Origin of the sequence: Williamsia sp., assembly GCF_036566845.1 — a bacterium.
Lineage (GTDB): Bacteria > Actinomycetota > Actinomycetes > Mycobacteriales > Mycobacteriaceae > Williamsia.
In genome coordinates this window covers 23,126-38,357 of record NZ_DATCVM010000272.1, presented here as the reverse complement: position 1 = coordinate 38,357, position 15,232 = coordinate 23,126, and the positions used below count along the sequence as shown (strand labels likewise).

The window sequence follows — 15,232 nt, the reverse complement described above, 5'->3', positions numbered from 1 at the left end:
CTACAAGATTCCCAACCGGACTGCGACGATGTCGAAGCTGGTGTCGACATTCAAAGCGCTGATGCCACATGCTGCATCGAGTTGCGCCTGCTGCGCGCAGCCCGCGGTGCCGAACTCCTCGCCTTCGTCCACGACGTCCTGTAGCGCGGCTGTGAAGGCCGCGTCGCTTCCATCGTCGTCGTTCTGAATCTGCATGACCAGCAGCACCTTGTCGGTGAGTGTCGCCGCGCAGTCTCCGCCGCTCGCGCCTGGCGCACACTTCTGCGAGCTCAGTTGCTCGACCTGCGTGCAGTACTCGTCACAGATCGCGGACGTCGCAGATGACGTTGCGCTTGGAGAGGACGCCGAGGTCGTAGTCGTCGCGCTGGCGCGCTGGCTTTTCGACGAAATTCCGGTCGCCTGGCTAGAGGTGTCGCCTTCGTCGGAGCAACCCGTGAGTGCGAGAACGGCGACCGTCGACAAAACCAGGAGCACGCGCTTCATGTGAGATCTCTTCTCTGTGATCGGGCCTCAACCCGCCGATTTCGTATGCGACGCAGACGATTAACCAGCAAAGGATCGTGCGCCACCGCGTCATTGCTATCCAACACTGCGTTCAGTTTCTGGGCGTAGCGAACCGCCGACCAGCCGAACTGTTCGCGGATCGCGGCCTCTTTGCCTCCCCGGACCCGCCACCACTGACCCTCGAAGTCGAGGATCCGCTGCTCGAGGTCAGTCATGGCGCTTTCCTCGCTGGCACAGCTCGGTGTTGATCTTCCGGCGTTCCTCGTCGGTGAGGGACTGCACCAGCGCGACGAGCATCGGTACGTCCACCCACAGCTCCTCGGCGACCTCGTCCGCATGCCGGGTCCAGCACAGCACGTCGATCAGCTTCTCGAGCTGGATCAGCCGGCGCGCGGCGATCCGTTCCACGACGATCTCCTCGCGGGCCCGGAGTACCGGGTCGGCCGGGTAGATCCTCCGCTCGTCGTGAACTAGCTCGTGCGACAGGCTCGACCGGCGCTCGTCCTGATGCATGTCGCGCTGAAGGTCGACCTTGCCGTCGCGGGAGCAGCCACGCGTGCCTGTCGCAAGGTGATCAACGAACCGGATGTCGAGGTGCTTGCGCGCTCGGGCATCGCGCCAAGGATGGTAGGCCGTCATGGGAAGGGACCGTAACGGTCACATCCGACAATCCCGTTGCCAGGCAACGAATTACACGGCAGTTATTTCACGCAGATGCATCGATCAATGATGCCATGACGTCGTCGACGAGGTCGCTGATCTGGTTCGGCGGGATAATTGGTGCAGCCAAGCCGACGAGACGTGCAGAGTCCGCCAATGCAGAGCGCAAGTACCCAAAGACATACTCGATCCCGCACTCCTCGGCGAAGCGGCGTATCTCATCATTGGTCGGGTCCTCGCCATCCTCCTCGAAGAAGAACTGGCCCTCGCAGTCGAGCTCAGCTAGCAATCGATCGTCATTCAACTGAAGTAGCGCTCGCACGATGATTAGCGGTTCATTCTTGGCCGAGCTCGCCAGATTAAGCCGGAAGGCAATCCTTAGGCCATCGCCGGTATCAGGAACCTCCCATAACCCCGACTCGTCCCACGGCCCACCTTCTTCAGTGACATACTTCCGACCCACCGCGCGTCGGTACCACCGAATGTTTCCGCGCGTGACCCTATCGATGATGCTGTCGGTCATGTCTTGAGACGAGCCCGCATAGGAACTTCGTCCTCGTCTGTCATATCGTCGATCGCGAAGCCGTACGTGACCATGTTCGGCCTGGGCGCCACTTGCGGCGTGTTGGCGCGGGCGACTTGCCGTTCAACGACGTCCGTTGAAATAACCTCAATGCGCAATGCTGCTTTACACTGCGTCAGGTATTGCCGTATCTCGGACAGGCGAGGGTTGCTATCAGCCCGTTCCAAGCGACAGACAGTACTGCGGTTCACACCAAGAAGATCCGCCAATTCACTTTGGTTTAAGCCCGCAGATTCGCGAGCTCCGACTAACTGCCTCTTGAATGAGACTTCGGATCGCGCCGATACTCGCGCGGCGAGTCTCTTTATTGACACCAACTTCACACCTCCCTGATCGTCCTATGACCGTAGTCGCGTGTTGCAGAAGCTGCAACATCACCCTACGTGAGCAGGCGGTATAGCACTCCGGCGTGTGTACACCACCGCTTGGTGATCGTCATCGCCGTTGTTATGTGAGCGGTCTGCTTACCCGAAGACCGCGGTGTCGCCGAACCGCCGACAGTCTGGTTCATCTCCACGTGCGTTTTATGCCCGAGAAAAGACGCGAGTAGCGCGGCATCCAATTCAGGTTCGGCGAAGTACAGCCTGTACTCACGCGGGCCACCCTCGTCTTTGCGTGACAAACCGGTTGCCTTGAGCTCGCCAATCCACGGTTTATTGACCATATCGATGCGGTCGCCAATCGGCGCGGAATAGTCATTCGCGGTCAACCCGTCGTTCTCGGCTGCGTCCATCAACGCGTCGAAGAATTCAAGGGCGTCAACTTCGAGTGGGGTGTCGGGGTCGTGCGGGTTCAGCTCAGCCTCTAACTGCGCGCGTACCCCCTTATACGGATCTGTGTGATGCCAAAAACAAAACCCGACCTCGGCGAGCGAGATGGAACGATCAAGCTTCTTCACTCGCCAACCTGCGATTCCTCGCCGAGCCGATCGTCGCGCTCGCGCTGCAGCTGCCGCTTCGATTTCGTTCCGACGTTGCGGTTCGCGAGGTCGTAGTCCGCCTGGCGCTTGACCTCGAGGCCGGCGCCATCGTCAGGGGTGGGCTGACCGACGACAAGGCCAGTGCCTTGAGGCTCCTCAATCAAGCCGTCGGGCTTGCGCTGGCCGACGCCAGCCCGGGCCTCCTCGATTTCACGCTCGGCTTTGCCCGGTGTTCGCGATTCCGGCGGACTCGATATGGCAGCTGCTGATTCATGGCGGTTGATCTCCTGTCGCTGAGCAACGAGCGTCCGCAACATTTCGATCGCTGCGCGACGCTCCTTCGGTGACAGGTCATCCACTCCCGGGGGTAGCTCAGTTGCAAAGGGCGGCCCCGGCGGCGTCTGGCCTGCCGCTGTGAATGCCGCAGCTTCCGAGACGCCGGCCAACCAGGCGATCGCTCTGACGGTTCCCGGTGAAGCAACACCTTTGTAGGTGCCCTTCACGATCTGGGATGCCGTCGTCCGATTGAGCGCAAGGCCTCGAGGGTTGGACTGCTCTTCCGCTTCCACCAGTTCCTGGAGGTTGCGGTAAGACGCGTCCCGCCCTTCAGCTTTGCGCTCGTCGATCACCTGCTGGAGCAGGCCTCGCAGACTGTCTGCATTCACACCCAAGAGCCTCCATTGGTCGGTTGTCGTTGAGCCATAGGTGACGCTCCGACTGCTGAAAACCAGCGATTGCATCATGCCACGTCAGACCCTGCGATTGACGGTTGACAGAAATACAACCACGCGTCTATCGTCAGGCCTGACAGTTGACACAGCGACAACCGGAGGACAACATGAGACGAGTAAGGCCACCGATCACACGAAAGGACTGCTGGATGGAAGTCCGCGACCCCGACAAGATGCGAAGAGCGCGCAAAAACAAGCGCTTCACGCAGCGCGAACTGGGCATGCTCGTTCGCCGCACTCAGACCACGATCTACAAGATCGAGAACGGCCAACTGAAGAACATCTCCGAGGATCTGGCCATCGCGCTTGCCGCCCGGCTGGGCAAAGACTGGGAGGACCTCTTCGTTGCCCACGAGGACGTAGCCACGCCCGTGACGTCAGCCGTCAGCACTGACAACCACAAGGTTCCGGCATGAAAGACAAACTCGCCCTCTCCGTGAAAGACGTCGCCGCGATGACGCCCCGCGGCGTGACCAGCGTGCGCGAGGCCTGCCAGGCCGGCCTTCTCAAGGCGGCGCAGAACGGTGAACGTCGCTTCGCGAACTGGGTGATCACCCCCAAGGCGGTCGAGGACTGGGTCAGACGCGGCTGCCCGATCCCGCAATACAGCCACTCCAAGAAGTCCGCGTAACCCTCCACTCCCCCGTCAACCCAACCGAAAGGCCTGTTTCATGGACGCCATTTTCTTTGGATTCCTCGCTGCCGCTGGTGTTTTCAGCACCGTGCTCGGCGCGCTCTGCTACACGCCCTCCGACTTCGACTTCATCAAGGTCGAGAACGGCGAGATCCAGTGAGCGGCCCCGCTCACCTCTCGTGCCCGCACTGCGGCGGCGGCCTGATGGCCGCACATCAGCCGTGGTGCCCGAGGCAGCCGTCACCACCGCGCACGCCGCCCGTCCCCCCGTCCGGGGACACCGCCCTCATCGCTCTGTTCGAGGACTACTGCACCCGCCACGACGAGCAGATCCGCGAGCTGACCCGCTTCGACGACCCCGAGGACATGGCACTCGCGTTCGCCCGCGCCTCGGTCTATCTCGACTGCGCCGAGCGCCTTCACGCCACCATCAGCGACATCGAAAACCAAAGGAGCACAACAGCATCATGACCATTGAACTGAGCACCGAAGCCAAGGCGCACCTCGACAGGCTGCGCAACGCCCGCGACCAGATCAAGCACTACAAGGAGATCGAGGACGCCGAGAAGGCCGCCCTGCAGCTCGAACTCGGCGACGCACACGACGAGGCGACCGTCAATGGCGAGATCGTCGTCACCTGGAAATACATCAAGTCCAACCGCGTCAACCAGAAGGTGCTCAAGGAGTCCTTCCCCGACGTCGCGGCCCTGTGCATCAACGTCTCCGAGTCGCGCCGATTCGAGGTCAAGCCGTGAGCGCGGTCGAGGACCTAGACAGGCAGGCATTCGCACAAGAGCAACGCGAAGCGCGTCGCGCAGCTGCGCGCGCATTCGAGGTCGTCGGCGAGTTGCCCGGTGGTGGCCGCGGCGTACGGCGCGAGGTACCTCAGATCCGCAAGGGGCTCGTCGAGGCCGCCCTCGCCAATCCTGGCAAGTGGATCAGGTACACCCCAGGCGATCTCGAGACCATCAAACCCGGCTCGCTGTACGACCTGGCGAAGAAACAGGCCGGCGGCTTTGAACACGAAGGCCTCAATGCGGCCGTCCGTGACAAGGTCTTCTACCTCCGGTTCAACCCAGAGGCACCGAAATGAGCGCGCTGACGCGAGTCCTCGTCGGCATGACCGCGCTCAGTGTCGTGATTCTGGTCGGTTCGGCCGTCGCGGTCGTCGAGCTCCTGCGCTGCAACGGTGACGACCTCGGCGGTGAGTGGTGACCGATCTTCTCGCACTCGCCATCATCCTGTTCGCTTCGGCCCGCCTGGTGTGGAAGTGGGGTGAGCGTTCATGACCACCGAACCCTGCTGGATCTGCGACCGCGACAAAACCGAGGAGGACCAGTCGTGACCATCCACAAACGCCTCGCCTTCGGTGCCCTCTCAGACGCGTACCCGGGCGAACTGAATCTCGATCAGATCATCGAGCATGCTCGTACAGAGGCTGCAGTCGACATGTCCAAAGACGATGTGCGGCACGGCCTCAACGCGCTCTGCAATGAGGACGCTGTCTACTGCAGCAACGTCACCGGCCCGGGGTCTCCGTACTGGAAGTTGAGCGCGATCCCCGACCCGATCCCCGACATCGGCGTGCCCGAGGACGATCCGGTCAACCATCCGGCGCACTACACCGAGCACCCCAGCGGCGTCGAGTGCATCCAGATCACCGAGCACATGGGCTTCTGCCTGGGCAATGCCGTCAAGTACATCTGGCGCGCTGATCTGAAAGGCAACGCTGTCGAGGATCTCGAGAAGGCGCGTTGGTACCTCGATCGCGAGATCGCAAGGCGGGCAGAGCAATGACACCCGAGCAGATCGACGCCGCCAGGAAGCTGCTCGAGGACGGCTGCTCGTACCGTGAGGTCGGCCGGACCCTCGGCGTATCGCGTAACCGTGTGCGAACCGAGCTGCCTGGCTTCGGCTGGACCTATCGAGAGGCCGGCAACTTCACGGCCTCCATGAGGTGGGCGCGATGACCGACATGCTCGATTCCTTCCTCGCCCCCGACGCCGAGACCGGGACGCTCGACCTCAAGACCGAGCTGACCCAGATGGTCATCGACGCGGCCCGCGACGCACCGCGCTCACAACAGCAGTCCCTCGGCCCGTCCGAGGTCGGCCATCCCTGCGATCGCAAACTCGCCTACGGCATCATGCGCGAACCCAAGACCCTCGACCAACCGGGCGACCCGCTGCCCTCCATCGTCGGCACCGCCGCACACAAATGGATGGAGGGAATGCTCAAGGCCTACAACGACAAACACGGCGTGCGATTCCTCGTCGAGCAACCCGTCGCACCGTCGCCGGCCATCCCCGGCAGTCTCGACGTCTACGACATCGCGACCAAGACGATCATCGACTGGAAGTTCCCGTCGGCCGAGCGAGTACGCCGCTACCGCAAGGACGGACCGGGCGACCAGTACCGCAAACAGGTTCACCTCTATGGCAAGGGCATGGCCAACCTCGGCCTCACGCCGGACACGGTCGCGATCATGTTCCTGCCCCGCGGCGGCCAACTCGCCCAGGCCTACATGTGGTCCGAACCGTACGACCCGGACCTCGCGCAGGAAACCCTCGATCGTTTCTGGTCGGTGACCTCGATGATCGACCAGCTCGACTGCGAGAACCACCCCGAGCACTACGCATTCTTCCCCACCGCGCCGTCCTCGCTGTGCGACTACTGCCCGTGGTTCCACCCGAAACCCGAAGGCCCCTACCAGTGCAAAGGCAACGTGAAATGAGCCTTGTCGGATTCAAGGCGCAGAACCATCCGCAGCAGACAGCACCCGCCGGCGCCAAGGTGCGAGAAGTACTACGACATCGAGACCGACGGCCTTCGCCAGTCGTGGGCCGGTGAGCTCGTTTGGTGCAACCCGCCGTACTCGGCGATCGAGCCATGGGTTCGCAAAGCCTGGGACGAATACCAGAACACCAAGGGCATCGTCATGCTGTTGCCCGCCAACCGCACCGAGCAGAAATGGTGGCAGAACACCGTCGAGCCGAAGCGTGACCGGCCAGGGTCCGGTCTACGAGTGGAGTTCCTACCGGGCCGGCTGCGATTCCTCAAGGCTGGGCAGACGCACATCAAGCCCAACGAGCGGCCACCGTTTGGTTGCTGCCTTCTGATCTGGTCGCCATGACCACCGCGCCTGTGTGGCCGCGCTGCACCGGCTGCAACTCCCGCCTCAACTCCTGGCGAATCCTGCTGTGCCACAACTGCCAGCACCCACAGACCACAACTCAACAACAACTGAATCCCACACCCACTGCACCAGAGAAAGAAGCACACCATGACTGACGCACTCGACGCCTTCTTGCGCCCCAGCTCGGCCTCGGCGAAGTTCCCCACCATCGGCACCACTGTCGAAGGCACCATCGTCGACCAGCCCAGCGTCTCGCAGGCCAACGACTTCGACACCAACGAGCCCGCGACCTGGAAGGACGGCAACCCCATCATGCAGATGGTGGTCAGGTTGCAGACCACCGAGCGCGATCCCGAGGATGCCGACGACGACGGCATCAGGACGCTGTACGTGCGCGACGGGTCCAACCTCAAGCGCGCGGTCGTCGCGGCCATGCAGAAGGCCAAGGCGAAGATCGCGGTCGGCGGCACCCTGTCGGTGACGTACGTATCCGACGGCGAGAAGAAGAAGGCCGGCCTCAACGCCCCGAAGATGTACTCGGCCACCTACGCCGCACCGGACGCGGCGGCCCAGTTCCTCGCTGCAGCACAGCCCGACCCAGCCCCGGCGACCGCGCAGGCAGCCGCACCTCAGGCTGCGGCACCGGCTCCAGCCGTGCTGGATCTGTCGGTGCCGCCGGAAGGTGTCGAGGCCTCGCTGTGGGGCCGGATGGACGACGCCGCCAAGAAGGGCTACCTGCAGGCCACCGGAAAGCTGTAGTCCCTGATCTGCCAACCGGGTTCGCGGTCCCTGGGGTTGGATCGCGAACCCGGTTGGCACCCCTCGCCCCACCACTCAAAGGAGGCCACCATGGCCGACGAAAAGGACACCCACATCAAGCCGTTCGCCGCGTTCTTGCAGACCCTGCAACGCGGTTCAGTCCACGAAGAACTCAGCGAAGGCCTGCACCAGTTGGTCGAGAAGGTCGACGAGATCGGCAAAGGCGGCTCGATCAGCCTCACCATCAAGGTCAAACCCGACCCGAAAACCGGCATGCTCATCGTCGCAGACGACGTGAAACTCGTTCTGCCCGAATGGGATAGGCAACAGTCGATGTGGTTCAAGGACCAGACCGGCAACCTCACCCGCAACGACCCGAACCAGATCGCGTTCGACGGCATGAAGTCCGTTGAGGACAGCGACAACACACCCAAGTCCATTCAAGGCGAAGCCCAGGAGGCCTGAGCATGTCCGAAATCCGCACCGAAGCTGAAGCCGTCGCCGACATCGCGGTCGACACCGTCAACCGAACCAACGAAGTCGAGCCCGACAGCGCCAGCATCTTTGTCACCGTCGCCAAGAGCACCGAGGTGGTCAAAGTCGACTCGTTCGAGAGGTTCAGGTCCACACCACGCCGGCCGCGCGGCACCGAGATCGTCCACACCCCACAATCATTCATCGACCTCGTAACCGCCCTCGCTGGCGAGGAGGATCCGGTCGTGTACGCACACAAGGCTGCACCTCAGATCGTCGCCATCGTCAACCACTTCGGTGGCTGGCTCGATCATCGGGTCACCTACTCCCCGAAGTTTGATCGCCGGTTCAGCGCATGGTTCAGCCGCAACGGAAAGATGGTCACGCAGGTCGATTTCGCCGAGTTCCTCGAGGACCACGCCTCGGCGATCAGCATCCCTGACCCTGCGGACCTGATCGAGATCGCACGCAACTTCCAGGCCACCAGCAAGGTGTCCTTCGAGTCCGGCAATCGGCTGCAGTCCGGCGATGTGCAGTTCTCCTACATCGAGGAGACCGGACCAAAGGCCGGCGCAAAGGGCACCATCAAGATTCCGGAGACCTTCGTGATCAGCCTCCCGGTCTATGAAGGCACGTCCGCGCTGGCAATCACCGCGAAGCTCCGCTATCGGATCACCAAGGATGGTCTCGCACTGGGCTACAAACTCGTCGCGATCGAGGACTACATCGAGGCATCGTTCCTCGAGCTGGCCGACGCCATCGTGACCGGACTCCCGCAGTCCCTGCACCTGGAAGGTGAGGCACCGAGCCCGGTCGCACCGCTGTCCTGATCCTTCCCGCCGCATGTCCATCGCCGGGAGGCAGACGGACCGCTGCTTTGACACAGGAGATGCCATCCGGTGCCCAATCCCCTCGCCCACGGCTATGCCGCCGTCTTCCAGGACTACTGGAACGCCGGTTGGCATTCGCCCCTGCCCCTACCCGAACGACGCAAGAAGTCGCCACCCGGCGGCTACACCGGATACTCCGGTGCCACACCCTCATTCGCCGACTGCGACACCTGGGCCCAGGACAGGCCCGAAGGCAACATCTGCCTGCGCATGCCCGACACCGTCATCGGCATCGACGTCGACAACTACGACGGCAAGACCGGCGGCCACACCCTCAAACACGCCATCAGCCTGTGGGGCGACCTGCCCCACACCGTCCGATCCACCAGCCGCGACGACGGCATCAGCGGCATCAGGCTCTACCGCGTCCCCGCCGGCACCCGACTGAACACCGTCCTCACGTTCCCGGCCGAACAGCTCGGGCACATCGAGATCATCCAGTACTTCCACCGCTACGCCGTGGCCTGGCCGTCGATCCACCCCGACACCAGCGCGACGTATCAATGGCTCGACCACGAAGGGTTCGTCGCCGAAATCCCGCGCGTCGACGATCTGCCACAGCTGCCACCCACCTGGATCGCAGGACTCGCGGCCCCGGTGGTCGAGGTTGACACCAACGGGACCGCGGTCAACGCGGCACAGCTGCTCCAAGGCCTGCCCGACAGCGTCATTGACGACCGGGTCGTCGACCGCCTGAACACCGCGATCACCGACCTCAACTCGAATCCCGCCTCGCGCCATGACACCACCATGCGCAACGTCCTGTCGCTCCTGCGCCTCGGCGAGCAAGGCGAGTCCGGAGTACCGACCGCGCTCGGAGCCCTCGGTGAGGCATTCGTCGGCGCTGTCACGGCGGGTACCGGCGGCCTGCGCACCCCCGAGGACGCCCGCACCGAGTACACGCGGATGATCACCGGGCAGCGTGGGCACCAGCTCATCGCGGCGACACCATCAGTGGATCTCGTCGACCTCATCGAACAGCAGGCAGCACCGCCGCAGATCCTGCCCGAAGCAACGGCGGCCGACGACGACGGTGACGAGGAGAGCGAACCGGCCCCCGACCTGACCGACCTCGACGCCGGATTCTGGGGTGCGAGAGAGTCACTGGCCGCGATCTACGCGATGGCCCACGCGCGACTGTGCTCACCGTGGTCGGTCTTCGGCGTCACCCTGTGCCGGGCATTGGCCACCGTCCCGCCCTGGATCACCCTGCCACCAGTGGTGGGCGGCCGCGGCTCGCTCAACTTCTTCACCGCACTCGTCGGACCGTCTGGCACTGGCAAGGGTGCGTCGGCGTCGGTGGCCGGCGAACTGCTGCCCGTCGAGGTCTTCGGTGCACCACTGGGATCCGGAGAAGGCATCACCCACGTCTACGTCAAGAACGTGAAGCAGGACGGACGCCTGGTGACCGAGCAGCATCGCACCGCGGCCATGTTCCGCATGGACGAGGTCGACTCGGTCGCCGCGCTCACCAACCGAACCGGCGCCACTCTCATGCCGGTGGTCAGGTCCGGGTTCTCGGGCGAAGAGATCGGATTCAGCTACGCCGACCCCACCAAACGCCTCATTGTGCCGGCGCACTCGTATCGCATGACCCTGTATGTCGGCGTCCAGCCCGCCCGGGCCGGGTCACTGCTGTCCGAGGCCGATGGCGGCACACCGCAGCGCTTCATCTGGATGCCCACCACCGACCCTCGCATCGGCACCCTCAATGTCGACGAGGAGCCCAGCGCGCTCGAGCTGCCCGACGCCGTCGACTGGGACCACTACCCGAAATCGATGGACATTCCGCTCGTGGTCCGCGAGACCTTGCGTTCCCAGCACATCGCCAGGCAGCAAGGAAAAGGAAATGCGCTCGACGGGCACGCCCTATTCACCCGGGAAAAGGTCGCAGCGGGACTGGCGGTCCTCGATGGCAGGCAATACATGAATGCCGAGGATTGGGAATTGTCGGGAATTGTGATGCGGATATCGGATATGACGAGGACGTCCATCGAAAAGACGCTGTCACAGGTCGTCGAGAAGGAGGCCAGGGACCGGGGCAGGACGGCCGGTATCACGCGTGATGCGGCCGATGAGGTCGTGGTCGACAGGCGGATTGGCCGGGTCTGTAGGCGGATTGCGGCCGGCCTCGAACGCAAGGGCGGCAGCGGCAACTGGTCTGAGATCAGGCGGAACATCACCTCGAAGGATCGAGACCTCTTCGAAGATGCCGTCAGGCAATCGGTCACAGCCGGGGTCATCGAATACGACGCAGAGTCTTCCATCCTCACCCTGATCGAGAGGTGAACGTCATGGCCTTCCAATCTGATCACACTCCACCCGATTCACACATAGAGGATGATCACTCGCAGGGGTGGCGAAAGGTGGCGGCCGCCACCCCCCAACAGAAGAAATCCGCAGTAAGGGAAACCTTATACTTCCAGGTAAACAACAAAAGTGTCACTAGACTACCCCGTGTTTTTGCCACACAGGGGGTGGCGTCGCCACGTTTTCGCCACCCCCAAATCGCCACCCCTCAAATATCTGACAACGCTGTGGCCAGCTCGTGACCGAGCGCTGCCCCACCTGCGAGCAAGTCATCAAGCCCAAGCCAGAGCCGAAGCGGGCCCGTCCGATGGCCAACTCAGCGCTGTCGACTGGGCGCTGTCCCGTCTGCAATCGCACCGTTCTTGTCGGCTGGATCGACCGACTGCACCGCAGCCTCAACCCTGATCCACTCACCCAGCTCGGCGAGCTGGCCATGATCGCCAACGGCCTGCCCACCTTCGACCGCACCGAAGACCGCGCCCGCATCCGCGACGCCTACAACCAAAAGACATTCCCCACCAGGACCGGGACAACTGTCCACACGATTCATCAATGTGGCCACCACATTCCCGAATCTTTGATCCTCAATCCGCTCACCAATACCCAACTAAATACACAACAGAACAATGACAATCCACCGTTCTGAGCAAAGGGAAACAATGCCTCGCAGCCGCGCATCAGCCAAGAAAGCCGGATCATCATTCGAGCGATCGATTGCAGATTGTTTGGCCCTCTACGTCGACGACCGCATCGATCGCCGTGTCCGCAACGGCGCCAAGGATCGCGGTGACATCGCCGGCGTCCGACTCCACGGGCAACGCCTGGTCCTCGAATGCAAGAACACCTCTCGCATCAACCTCGGCCCGTGGATGGCCGAGACCGACTGCGAGCGCGGCAACGACGATGCCCTCGCCGGCCTCATCGTTCACAAACGCCACGGCAAAGGCGACCCGCTCGAGCAGTGGGTGACCATGACCGTCCGCGAGCTCGTCGCCATTCTCACCGCCACCAGGATCGAGGAAGCATGAGCCAGACCATCAATGCCGACAACCTCACCGTCACCCGAGCCGAACTCGAGTACCTCAAGGACAAGCTCGACCAGGTTGTCGACCTCGAGCGGAGGATGGCGATCGCGCTCACCGACGGGCAGTCGCGCAATAGTGATGGCGGCCTTGGCATTCGTCGGCCGCAGCCCGGGCCCCGCGAACCCTACGGACTACATGTCGAGGTGCTACTCGATGAGCTGCAAAACGAGCTGACCACCACAGTCCGCCACATCTGCGAGGTCCGCGGCCTGAGCTACCAAGGCAGCCGATACCCAACGGCCTTGGCCAAGTGGCTCATCCGCTACCGCGTGGCCATCGCGGTGATGGAAGACGGTGGCGAAATCTTCAAGAAGCTGTGCCGAATCATCGACAGGTGCGCTCGATCGATGAACACCAACGAGCGCGAGTACACCATCGACGAGGAGATGGTGAAGGAAGCGAACCGCCAGATCGTGACCGTGTCCACGATTGAGAAGCTGGCGCACAAACTCGACAAGGTGGGGAAAGGCTTGAACGCCAGGAGGATGCGCACGCTGTGCAAGCACGCCGGCCTCACTCACGTGTCCGAGGATCCGGATACCGGCACAAGGTTCTACCGACTCGGCGACGTCCTCGATGCCCACAAGCGACACGCCAGTCGGAACCGAGCTTGACATGCTGCCCGCTTACGTCAGAGGTCTGCGGTACGCTATCGCTATAGGCCGCACTGGGTTCACCAGAGAGCGGCCATTCTCAGCTTCACCGCAGCGCGTGAATGCCGAATTGCTCATTGGCGGCCAAAGCGCACCCCATGACCCCGCCTTTCGGTGAGGGTGCTGCTGCGCGTTGCGGTGAGACAACTTGGCCCGACGCTTCCCCCAAGCACGGCACCCCATGGTGCGGTCGGGCCAACCAACCACAGAGGGCGTGACCATGACTGGATTCCTGATCGGCGTGCCCGTCGGCATCGCGCTTGGCGCTGGTGGACTCTGGATCGCCAGCCTGCTCTACGCAGCCGGAAACGACGAATGAGCCCACATGACGCCCTGGCTGCCGCCAGCAAGGAACCGGCATTGACTGACATCCTCACCGAACGCCGCGGCCCGGGTCGGTGGACCAACGTCCACAAGCCGGTAACCGGTGTGCTCTGGACCAACGAGAGCGTCGTCGGCTTCGAGCCAGCACCGACACCCGACAACGACCCGCAGGCCGTACTCGACGCCATCGCAGCAACATCCGGCACAGCAACCAAGGTGTTCGACATCCTCGCCGCCCAGTTCGGCATGACCATCGCCGAGGGCGAACTCGACCGGTGGACCGCACGACAGAAGAGGCGAGGATGACCAGCAGCGTCAACACCCAGACCGACGAGTACCAGATGGGCCTGCTCGTCGCTGGTGTCGCGGCCGCGGCAGGTGAAGGCTCAGCCGACGCCGCCCAGCTCGACGCACTCAAGCGCCAGGTCTTGCCCAGCCTCGAAGCCATCCGCAACCTCAACCGTGCCGGCAACACCGTTCTACTCGGTGCCGAGATCACCAAGGCGCGTGAGGCATTCACCGCGATCATGGGCACACACTGGCAGCCCAACCCTGGTGGCCAGGTCGCTCAAGCACTCAAGGCCAAGGGCGTGGATCCAACAGCCATCACGGGCTGATGGCCGCCAAGTCCACCACAGCACGCGGGCTCGGATGGAAACACCAGAAGCAACGCGTGCGCCTACTCGCGCAACACAGAGACGGCACGCTGTGCTGGTGGTGTGGATGCCCGATGTACCGAGACCCTGAGCTCAATCCGGATGGCAACCCGCTCAACGCAGACCACTCGCACACCCGAGCCGACGCCGCCAAGACCGGACATGCAACCGAAGCCGATCGCCTGATGCATGACAAGTGCAACAAGGAACGAGGCGACGGAAGCCGAGACCACCAACGGCCGGCCCTGCTCGCAGCCAAGGGCGGACACACCACCAACACCCTCGACTGGTCATGAGCCTCACCCTCGTCATCGGCCCACCAGCCGGAGGCAAGAGCACCTGGTGCCGAGAGCAAGCAGGACCAGACGACGTCATCATCGACTACGACCTGATCGCCCTTGCCATCTCACCACCGCGCGATAGCTCAGACCACGAGCACAGCCCAGCAGTCAAGACCATCACCAAGGCCGCACGCAAGGCGGCCATCGACAAAGCACTCACCCTCGCCCGCGACACCGACGTCTACGTCATCCACTCCACGCCCTCGAGGCAGCTGCTCGACAGGTACCGCATGAAAGGCGCACGGATCGTCACCATCGACCCGGGACGAGAGACCGTCATGCGAAGGGCCAAACGCGAACGACCGTGGTGGATGCAGCAGGTCATCAAGCAGTGGTACGACGACCAGGCCGCGAACGATCCTTCGATTGCAGATCGCGGAATGGCACTGCCAACGACAGCCGGAGCAGCCGGTCAACGATCTGCAACCACACCACCGCCGGCCAACGCCCTCGGCTGGTGACCGATCCACGATCTGCAATATGCACAGGTCAAACAGCTCCGGAAAGTGCCCCTGACCTGCAAGTATGCACGGAAACCACGTCTGACCTGGGAAAATACTGACCCCCCGCCCT

Annotated in this window: 30 protein-coding genes; 23 read left to right on the top strand and 7 right to left on the bottom strand. The window is 63.0% G+C overall.

The window, feature by feature from the left end; all coding sequences use genetic code 11:
* Complete coding sequence (locus VIQ49_RS26580) at positions 1 to 195, bottom strand: hypothetical protein (protein WP_331889769.1); 195 nt, start codon at positions 193 to 195, stop codon at positions 1 to 3.
* On the opposite strand from VIQ49_RS26580, the gene VIQ49_RS26575 reads away from it, so the two are divergent.
* Positions 194 to 487 carry a hypothetical protein gene (locus VIQ49_RS26575; RefSeq protein WP_331889767.1) on the top strand — a complete coding sequence of 98 codons (294 nt, stop codon included), beginning with the start codon at positions 194 to 196 and terminating at the stop codon, positions 485 to 487. The two genes, VIQ49_RS26580 and VIQ49_RS26575, sit on opposite strands and share 2 nt — an antisense overlap.
* Here VIQ49_RS26575 and VIQ49_RS26570 read toward each other — a convergent pair.
* The 6 genes from VIQ49_RS26570 to VIQ49_RS26550 all read right to left on the bottom strand — a co-directional run bounded on the left by VIQ49_RS26570 (position 480) and on the right by VIQ49_RS26550 (position 3,409).
* A complete protein-coding gene (locus VIQ49_RS26570; RefSeq protein WP_331889765.1) occupies positions 480 to 719 on the bottom strand; it encodes a DUF3263 domain-containing protein in 240 nt (79 codons plus the stop codon). The genes VIQ49_RS26575 and VIQ49_RS26570 overlap by 8 nt on opposite strands.
* Complete coding sequence (locus VIQ49_RS26565; protein WP_331889763.1) at positions 712 to 1,143, bottom strand: hypothetical protein; 432 nt, start codon at positions 1,141 to 1,143, stop codon at positions 712 to 714. The genes VIQ49_RS26570 and VIQ49_RS26565 overlap by 8 nt, the downstream gene beginning before the upstream one ends.
* A gap of 67 nt (positions 1,144 to 1,210) precedes the next feature.
* Complete coding sequence (locus VIQ49_RS26560; RefSeq protein WP_331889761.1) at positions 1,211 to 1,687, bottom strand: hypothetical protein; 477 nt, start codon at positions 1,685 to 1,687, stop codon at positions 1,211 to 1,213.
* Positions 1,684 to 2,061, bottom strand: coding sequence for a helix-turn-helix transcriptional regulator (locus tag VIQ49_RS29050; RefSeq protein WP_414731727.1), 378 nt, complete (start codon positions 2,059 to 2,061; stop codon positions 1,684 to 1,686). Before VIQ49_RS29050 ends, VIQ49_RS26560 begins: the two co-directional genes overlap by 4 nt.
* 65 nt (positions 2,062 to 2,126) lie before the next feature.
* Entirely contained in the window at positions 2,127 to 2,645 is a 519-nt protein-coding gene (locus tag VIQ49_RS26555; protein WP_331889759.1) for a hypothetical protein, read from the bottom strand.
* A complete protein-coding gene (locus VIQ49_RS26550) occupies positions 2,642 to 3,409 on the bottom strand; it encodes a hypothetical protein (protein ID WP_331889757.1) in 768 nt (255 codons plus the stop codon). Before VIQ49_RS26550 ends, VIQ49_RS26555 begins: the two co-directional genes overlap by 4 nt.
* A 137-nt stretch (positions 3,410 to 3,546) precedes the next feature.
* On the opposite strand from VIQ49_RS26550, the gene VIQ49_RS26545 reads away from it, so the two are divergent.
* The 22 genes from VIQ49_RS26545 to VIQ49_RS26440 all read left to right on the top strand — a co-directional run bounded on the left by VIQ49_RS26545 (position 3,547) and on the right by VIQ49_RS26440 (position 15,120).
* The gene (locus tag VIQ49_RS26545) at positions 3,547 to 3,813 is read left to right on the top strand and encodes a helix-turn-helix transcriptional regulator (protein WP_331889755.1); all 267 of its coding nucleotides are present in this window, start codon (positions 3,547 to 3,549) and stop codon (positions 3,811 to 3,813) included.
* Positions 3,810 to 4,028 (top strand): helix-turn-helix domain-containing protein, encoded by a 219-nt coding sequence (locus VIQ49_RS26540; protein ID WP_331889754.1) that lies wholly within the window; start codon positions 3,810 to 3,812, stop codon positions 4,026 to 4,028. The genes VIQ49_RS26545 and VIQ49_RS26540 overlap by 4 nt, the downstream gene beginning before the upstream one ends.
* A 40-nt stretch (positions 4,029 to 4,068) precedes the next feature.
* The gene (locus tag VIQ49_RS26535; protein WP_331889753.1) at positions 4,069 to 4,191 is read left to right on the top strand and encodes a hypothetical protein; all 123 of its coding nucleotides are present in this window, start codon (positions 4,069 to 4,071) and stop codon (positions 4,189 to 4,191) included.
* Positions 4,188 to 4,502 carry a hypothetical protein gene (locus VIQ49_RS26530; RefSeq protein WP_331889752.1) on the top strand — a complete coding sequence of 105 codons (315 nt, stop codon included), beginning with the start codon at positions 4,188 to 4,190 and terminating at the stop codon, positions 4,500 to 4,502. Before VIQ49_RS26535 ends, VIQ49_RS26530 begins: the two co-directional genes overlap by 4 nt.
* Complete coding sequence (locus VIQ49_RS26525) at positions 4,499 to 4,786, top strand: hypothetical protein (RefSeq protein WP_331889751.1); 288 nt, start codon at positions 4,499 to 4,501, stop codon at positions 4,784 to 4,786. Before VIQ49_RS26530 ends, VIQ49_RS26525 begins: the two co-directional genes overlap by 4 nt.
* On the top strand, positions 4,783 to 5,124 hold the full coding sequence (locus tag VIQ49_RS26520) for a hypothetical protein (protein ID WP_331889749.1): 342 nt from the start codon (positions 4,783 to 4,785) through the stop codon (positions 5,122 to 5,124). The genes VIQ49_RS26525 and VIQ49_RS26520 overlap by 4 nt, the downstream gene beginning before the upstream one ends.
* Entirely contained in the window at positions 5,121 to 5,246 is a 126-nt protein-coding gene (locus VIQ49_RS26515; protein WP_331889747.1) for a hypothetical protein, read from the top strand. The genes VIQ49_RS26520 and VIQ49_RS26515 overlap by 4 nt, the downstream gene beginning before the upstream one ends.
* Before the next feature lie 126 nt (positions 5,247 to 5,372).
* Entirely contained in the window at positions 5,373 to 5,828 is a 456-nt protein-coding gene (locus tag VIQ49_RS26510) for a DUF3310 domain-containing protein (protein WP_331889745.1), read from the top strand.
* The gene (locus VIQ49_RS26505) at positions 5,825 to 6,001 is read left to right on the top strand and encodes a hypothetical protein (protein WP_331889743.1); all 177 of its coding nucleotides are present in this window, start codon (positions 5,825 to 5,827) and stop codon (positions 5,999 to 6,001) included. Before VIQ49_RS26510 ends, VIQ49_RS26505 begins: the two co-directional genes overlap by 4 nt.
* Complete coding sequence (locus VIQ49_RS26500; protein WP_331889741.1) at positions 5,998 to 6,765, top strand: hypothetical protein; 768 nt, start codon at positions 5,998 to 6,000, stop codon at positions 6,763 to 6,765. The genes VIQ49_RS26505 and VIQ49_RS26500 overlap by 4 nt, the downstream gene beginning before the upstream one ends.
* A 3-nt stretch (positions 6,766 to 6,768) precedes the next feature.
* Positions 6,769 to 7,164: a DNA N-6-adenine-methyltransferase gene (locus tag VIQ49_RS26495; protein ID WP_331889739.1), complete on the top strand. Its 396-nt coding sequence runs from the start codon at positions 6,769 to 6,771 to the stop codon at positions 7,162 to 7,164.
* A 150-nt stretch (positions 7,165 to 7,314) separates the two neighbouring features.
* Positions 7,315 to 7,926 carry a hypothetical protein gene (locus VIQ49_RS26490; protein WP_331889737.1) on the top strand — a complete coding sequence of 204 codons (612 nt, stop codon included), beginning with the start codon at positions 7,315 to 7,317 and terminating at the stop codon, positions 7,924 to 7,926.
* Between the two features lie 90 nt (positions 7,927 to 8,016).
* Positions 8,017 to 8,391 carry a hypothetical protein gene (locus tag VIQ49_RS26485; RefSeq protein ID WP_331889735.1) on the top strand — a complete coding sequence of 125 codons (375 nt, stop codon included), beginning with the start codon at positions 8,017 to 8,019 and terminating at the stop codon, positions 8,389 to 8,391.
* Positions 8,392 to 8,393: 2 nt separating this feature from the next.
* Positions 8,394 to 9,230, top strand: coding sequence for a DUF2303 family protein (locus tag VIQ49_RS26480; RefSeq protein ID WP_331889733.1), 837 nt, complete (start codon positions 8,394 to 8,396; stop codon positions 9,228 to 9,230).
* A 69-nt stretch (positions 9,231 to 9,299) separates the two neighbouring features.
* Entirely contained in the window at positions 9,300 to 11,579 is a 2,280-nt protein-coding gene (locus VIQ49_RS26475; protein ID WP_331889731.1) for a bifunctional DNA primase/polymerase, read from the top strand.
* Between the two features lie 259 nt (positions 11,580 to 11,838).
* Entirely contained in the window at positions 11,839 to 12,246 is a 408-nt protein-coding gene (locus VIQ49_RS26470; RefSeq protein ID WP_331889729.1) for a hypothetical protein, read from the top strand.
* 13 nt (positions 12,247 to 12,259) lie between these two features.
* On the top strand, positions 12,260 to 12,628 hold the full coding sequence (locus VIQ49_RS26465; protein ID WP_331889727.1) for a hypothetical protein: 369 nt from the start codon (positions 12,260 to 12,262) through the stop codon (positions 12,626 to 12,628).
* Positions 12,625 to 13,299, top strand: a complete 675-nt coding sequence (locus VIQ49_RS26460; protein WP_331889725.1) for a hypothetical protein — start codon at positions 12,625 to 12,627, stop codon at positions 13,297 to 13,299. The genes VIQ49_RS26465 and VIQ49_RS26460 overlap by 4 nt, the downstream gene beginning before the upstream one ends.
* 354 nt (positions 13,300 to 13,653) lie before the next feature.
* On the top strand, positions 13,654 to 13,968 hold the full coding sequence (locus VIQ49_RS26455; protein ID WP_331889723.1) for a hypothetical protein: 315 nt from the start codon (positions 13,654 to 13,656) through the stop codon (positions 13,966 to 13,968).
* The gene (locus VIQ49_RS26450; protein ID WP_331889721.1) at positions 13,965 to 14,279 is read left to right on the top strand and encodes a hypothetical protein; all 315 of its coding nucleotides are present in this window, start codon (positions 13,965 to 13,967) and stop codon (positions 14,277 to 14,279) included. Before VIQ49_RS26455 ends, VIQ49_RS26450 begins: the two co-directional genes overlap by 4 nt.
* Positions 14,279 to 14,614: a hypothetical protein gene (locus VIQ49_RS26445; protein ID WP_331889719.1), complete on the top strand. Its 336-nt coding sequence runs from the start codon at positions 14,279 to 14,281 to the stop codon at positions 14,612 to 14,614. The genes VIQ49_RS26450 and VIQ49_RS26445 overlap by 1 nt, the downstream gene beginning before the upstream one ends.
* Entirely contained in the window at positions 14,611 to 15,120 is a 510-nt protein-coding gene (locus VIQ49_RS26440; protein WP_331889717.1) for an AAA family ATPase, read from the top strand. The genes VIQ49_RS26445 and VIQ49_RS26440 overlap by 4 nt, the downstream gene beginning before the upstream one ends.
* The last annotated feature ends 112 nt before the right edge of the window (positions 15,121 to 15,232 follow it).

Excerpts from the sequence above, each read along its gene's own strand:
- VIQ49_RS26575 (WP_331889767.1), top strand. The coding sequence starts at position 194 with ATGACCAGCAGCACCTTGTCGGTGAGTGTCGCCGCGCAGTCTCCGCCG.
- VIQ49_RS26580 (WP_331889769.1), bottom strand. The coding sequence starts at position 195 with ATGCAGATTCAGAACGACGACGATGGAAGCGACGCGGCCTTCACAGCC.
- VIQ49_RS26570 (WP_331889765.1), bottom strand. The coding sequence starts at position 719 with ATGACTGACCTCGAGCAGCGGATCCTCGACTTCGAGGGTCAGTGGTGG.
- VIQ49_RS26565 (WP_331889763.1), bottom strand. The coding sequence starts at position 1,143 with ATGACGGCCTACCATCCTTGGCGCGATGCCCGAGCGCGCAAGCACCTC.
- VIQ49_RS26560 (WP_331889761.1), bottom strand. The coding sequence starts at position 1,687 with ATGACCGACAGCATCATCGATAGGGTCACGCGCGGAAACATTCGGTGG.
- VIQ49_RS26550 (WP_331889757.1), bottom strand. The coding sequence starts at position 3,409 with ATGATGCAATCGCTGGTTTTCAGCAGTCGGAGCGTCACCTATGGCTCA.
- VIQ49_RS26545 (WP_331889755.1), top strand. The coding sequence starts at position 3,547 with ATGGAAGTCCGCGACCCCGACAAGATGCGAAGAGCGCGCAAAAACAAG.
- VIQ49_RS26540 (WP_331889754.1), top strand. The coding sequence starts at position 3,810 with ATGAAAGACAAACTCGCCCTCTCCGTGAAAGACGTCGCCGCGATGACG.
- VIQ49_RS26535 (WP_331889753.1), top strand. The coding sequence starts at position 4,069 with ATGGACGCCATTTTCTTTGGATTCCTCGCTGCCGCTGGTGTTTTCAGC.
- VIQ49_RS26525 (WP_331889751.1), top strand. The coding sequence starts at position 4,499 with ATGACCATTGAACTGAGCACCGAAGCCAAGGCGCACCTCGACAGGCTG.
- VIQ49_RS26515 (WP_331889747.1), top strand. The coding sequence starts at position 5,121 with ATGAGCGCGCTGACGCGAGTCCTCGTCGGCATGACCGCGCTCAGTGTC.
- VIQ49_RS26505 (WP_331889743.1), top strand. The coding sequence starts at position 5,825 with ATGACACCCGAGCAGATCGACGCCGCCAGGAAGCTGCTCGAGGACGGC.
- VIQ49_RS26500 (WP_331889741.1), top strand. The coding sequence starts at position 5,998 with ATGACCGACATGCTCGATTCCTTCCTCGCCCCCGACGCCGAGACCGGG.
- VIQ49_RS26490 (WP_331889737.1), top strand. The coding sequence starts at position 7,315 with ATGACTGACGCACTCGACGCCTTCTTGCGCCCCAGCTCGGCCTCGGCG.
- VIQ49_RS26485 (WP_331889735.1), top strand. The coding sequence starts at position 8,017 with ATGGCCGACGAAAAGGACACCCACATCAAGCCGTTCGCCGCGTTCTTG.
- VIQ49_RS26480 (WP_331889733.1), top strand. The coding sequence starts at position 8,394 with ATGTCCGAAATCCGCACCGAAGCTGAAGCCGTCGCCGACATCGCGGTC.
- VIQ49_RS26465 (WP_331889727.1), top strand. The coding sequence starts at position 12,260 with ATGCCTCGCAGCCGCGCATCAGCCAAGAAAGCCGGATCATCATTCGAG.
- VIQ49_RS26460 (WP_331889725.1), top strand. The coding sequence starts at position 12,625 with ATGAGCCAGACCATCAATGCCGACAACCTCACCGTCACCCGAGCCGAA.
- VIQ49_RS26455 (WP_331889723.1), top strand. The coding sequence starts at position 13,654 with ATGAGCCCACATGACGCCCTGGCTGCCGCCAGCAAGGAACCGGCATTG.
- VIQ49_RS26450 (WP_331889721.1), top strand. The coding sequence starts at position 13,965 with ATGACCAGCAGCGTCAACACCCAGACCGACGAGTACCAGATGGGCCTG.
- VIQ49_RS26445 (WP_331889719.1), top strand. The coding sequence starts at position 14,279 with ATGGCCGCCAAGTCCACCACAGCACGCGGGCTCGGATGGAAACACCAG.
- VIQ49_RS26440 (WP_331889717.1), top strand. The coding sequence starts at position 14,611 with ATGAGCCTCACCCTCGTCATCGGCCCACCAGCCGGAGGCAAGAGCACC.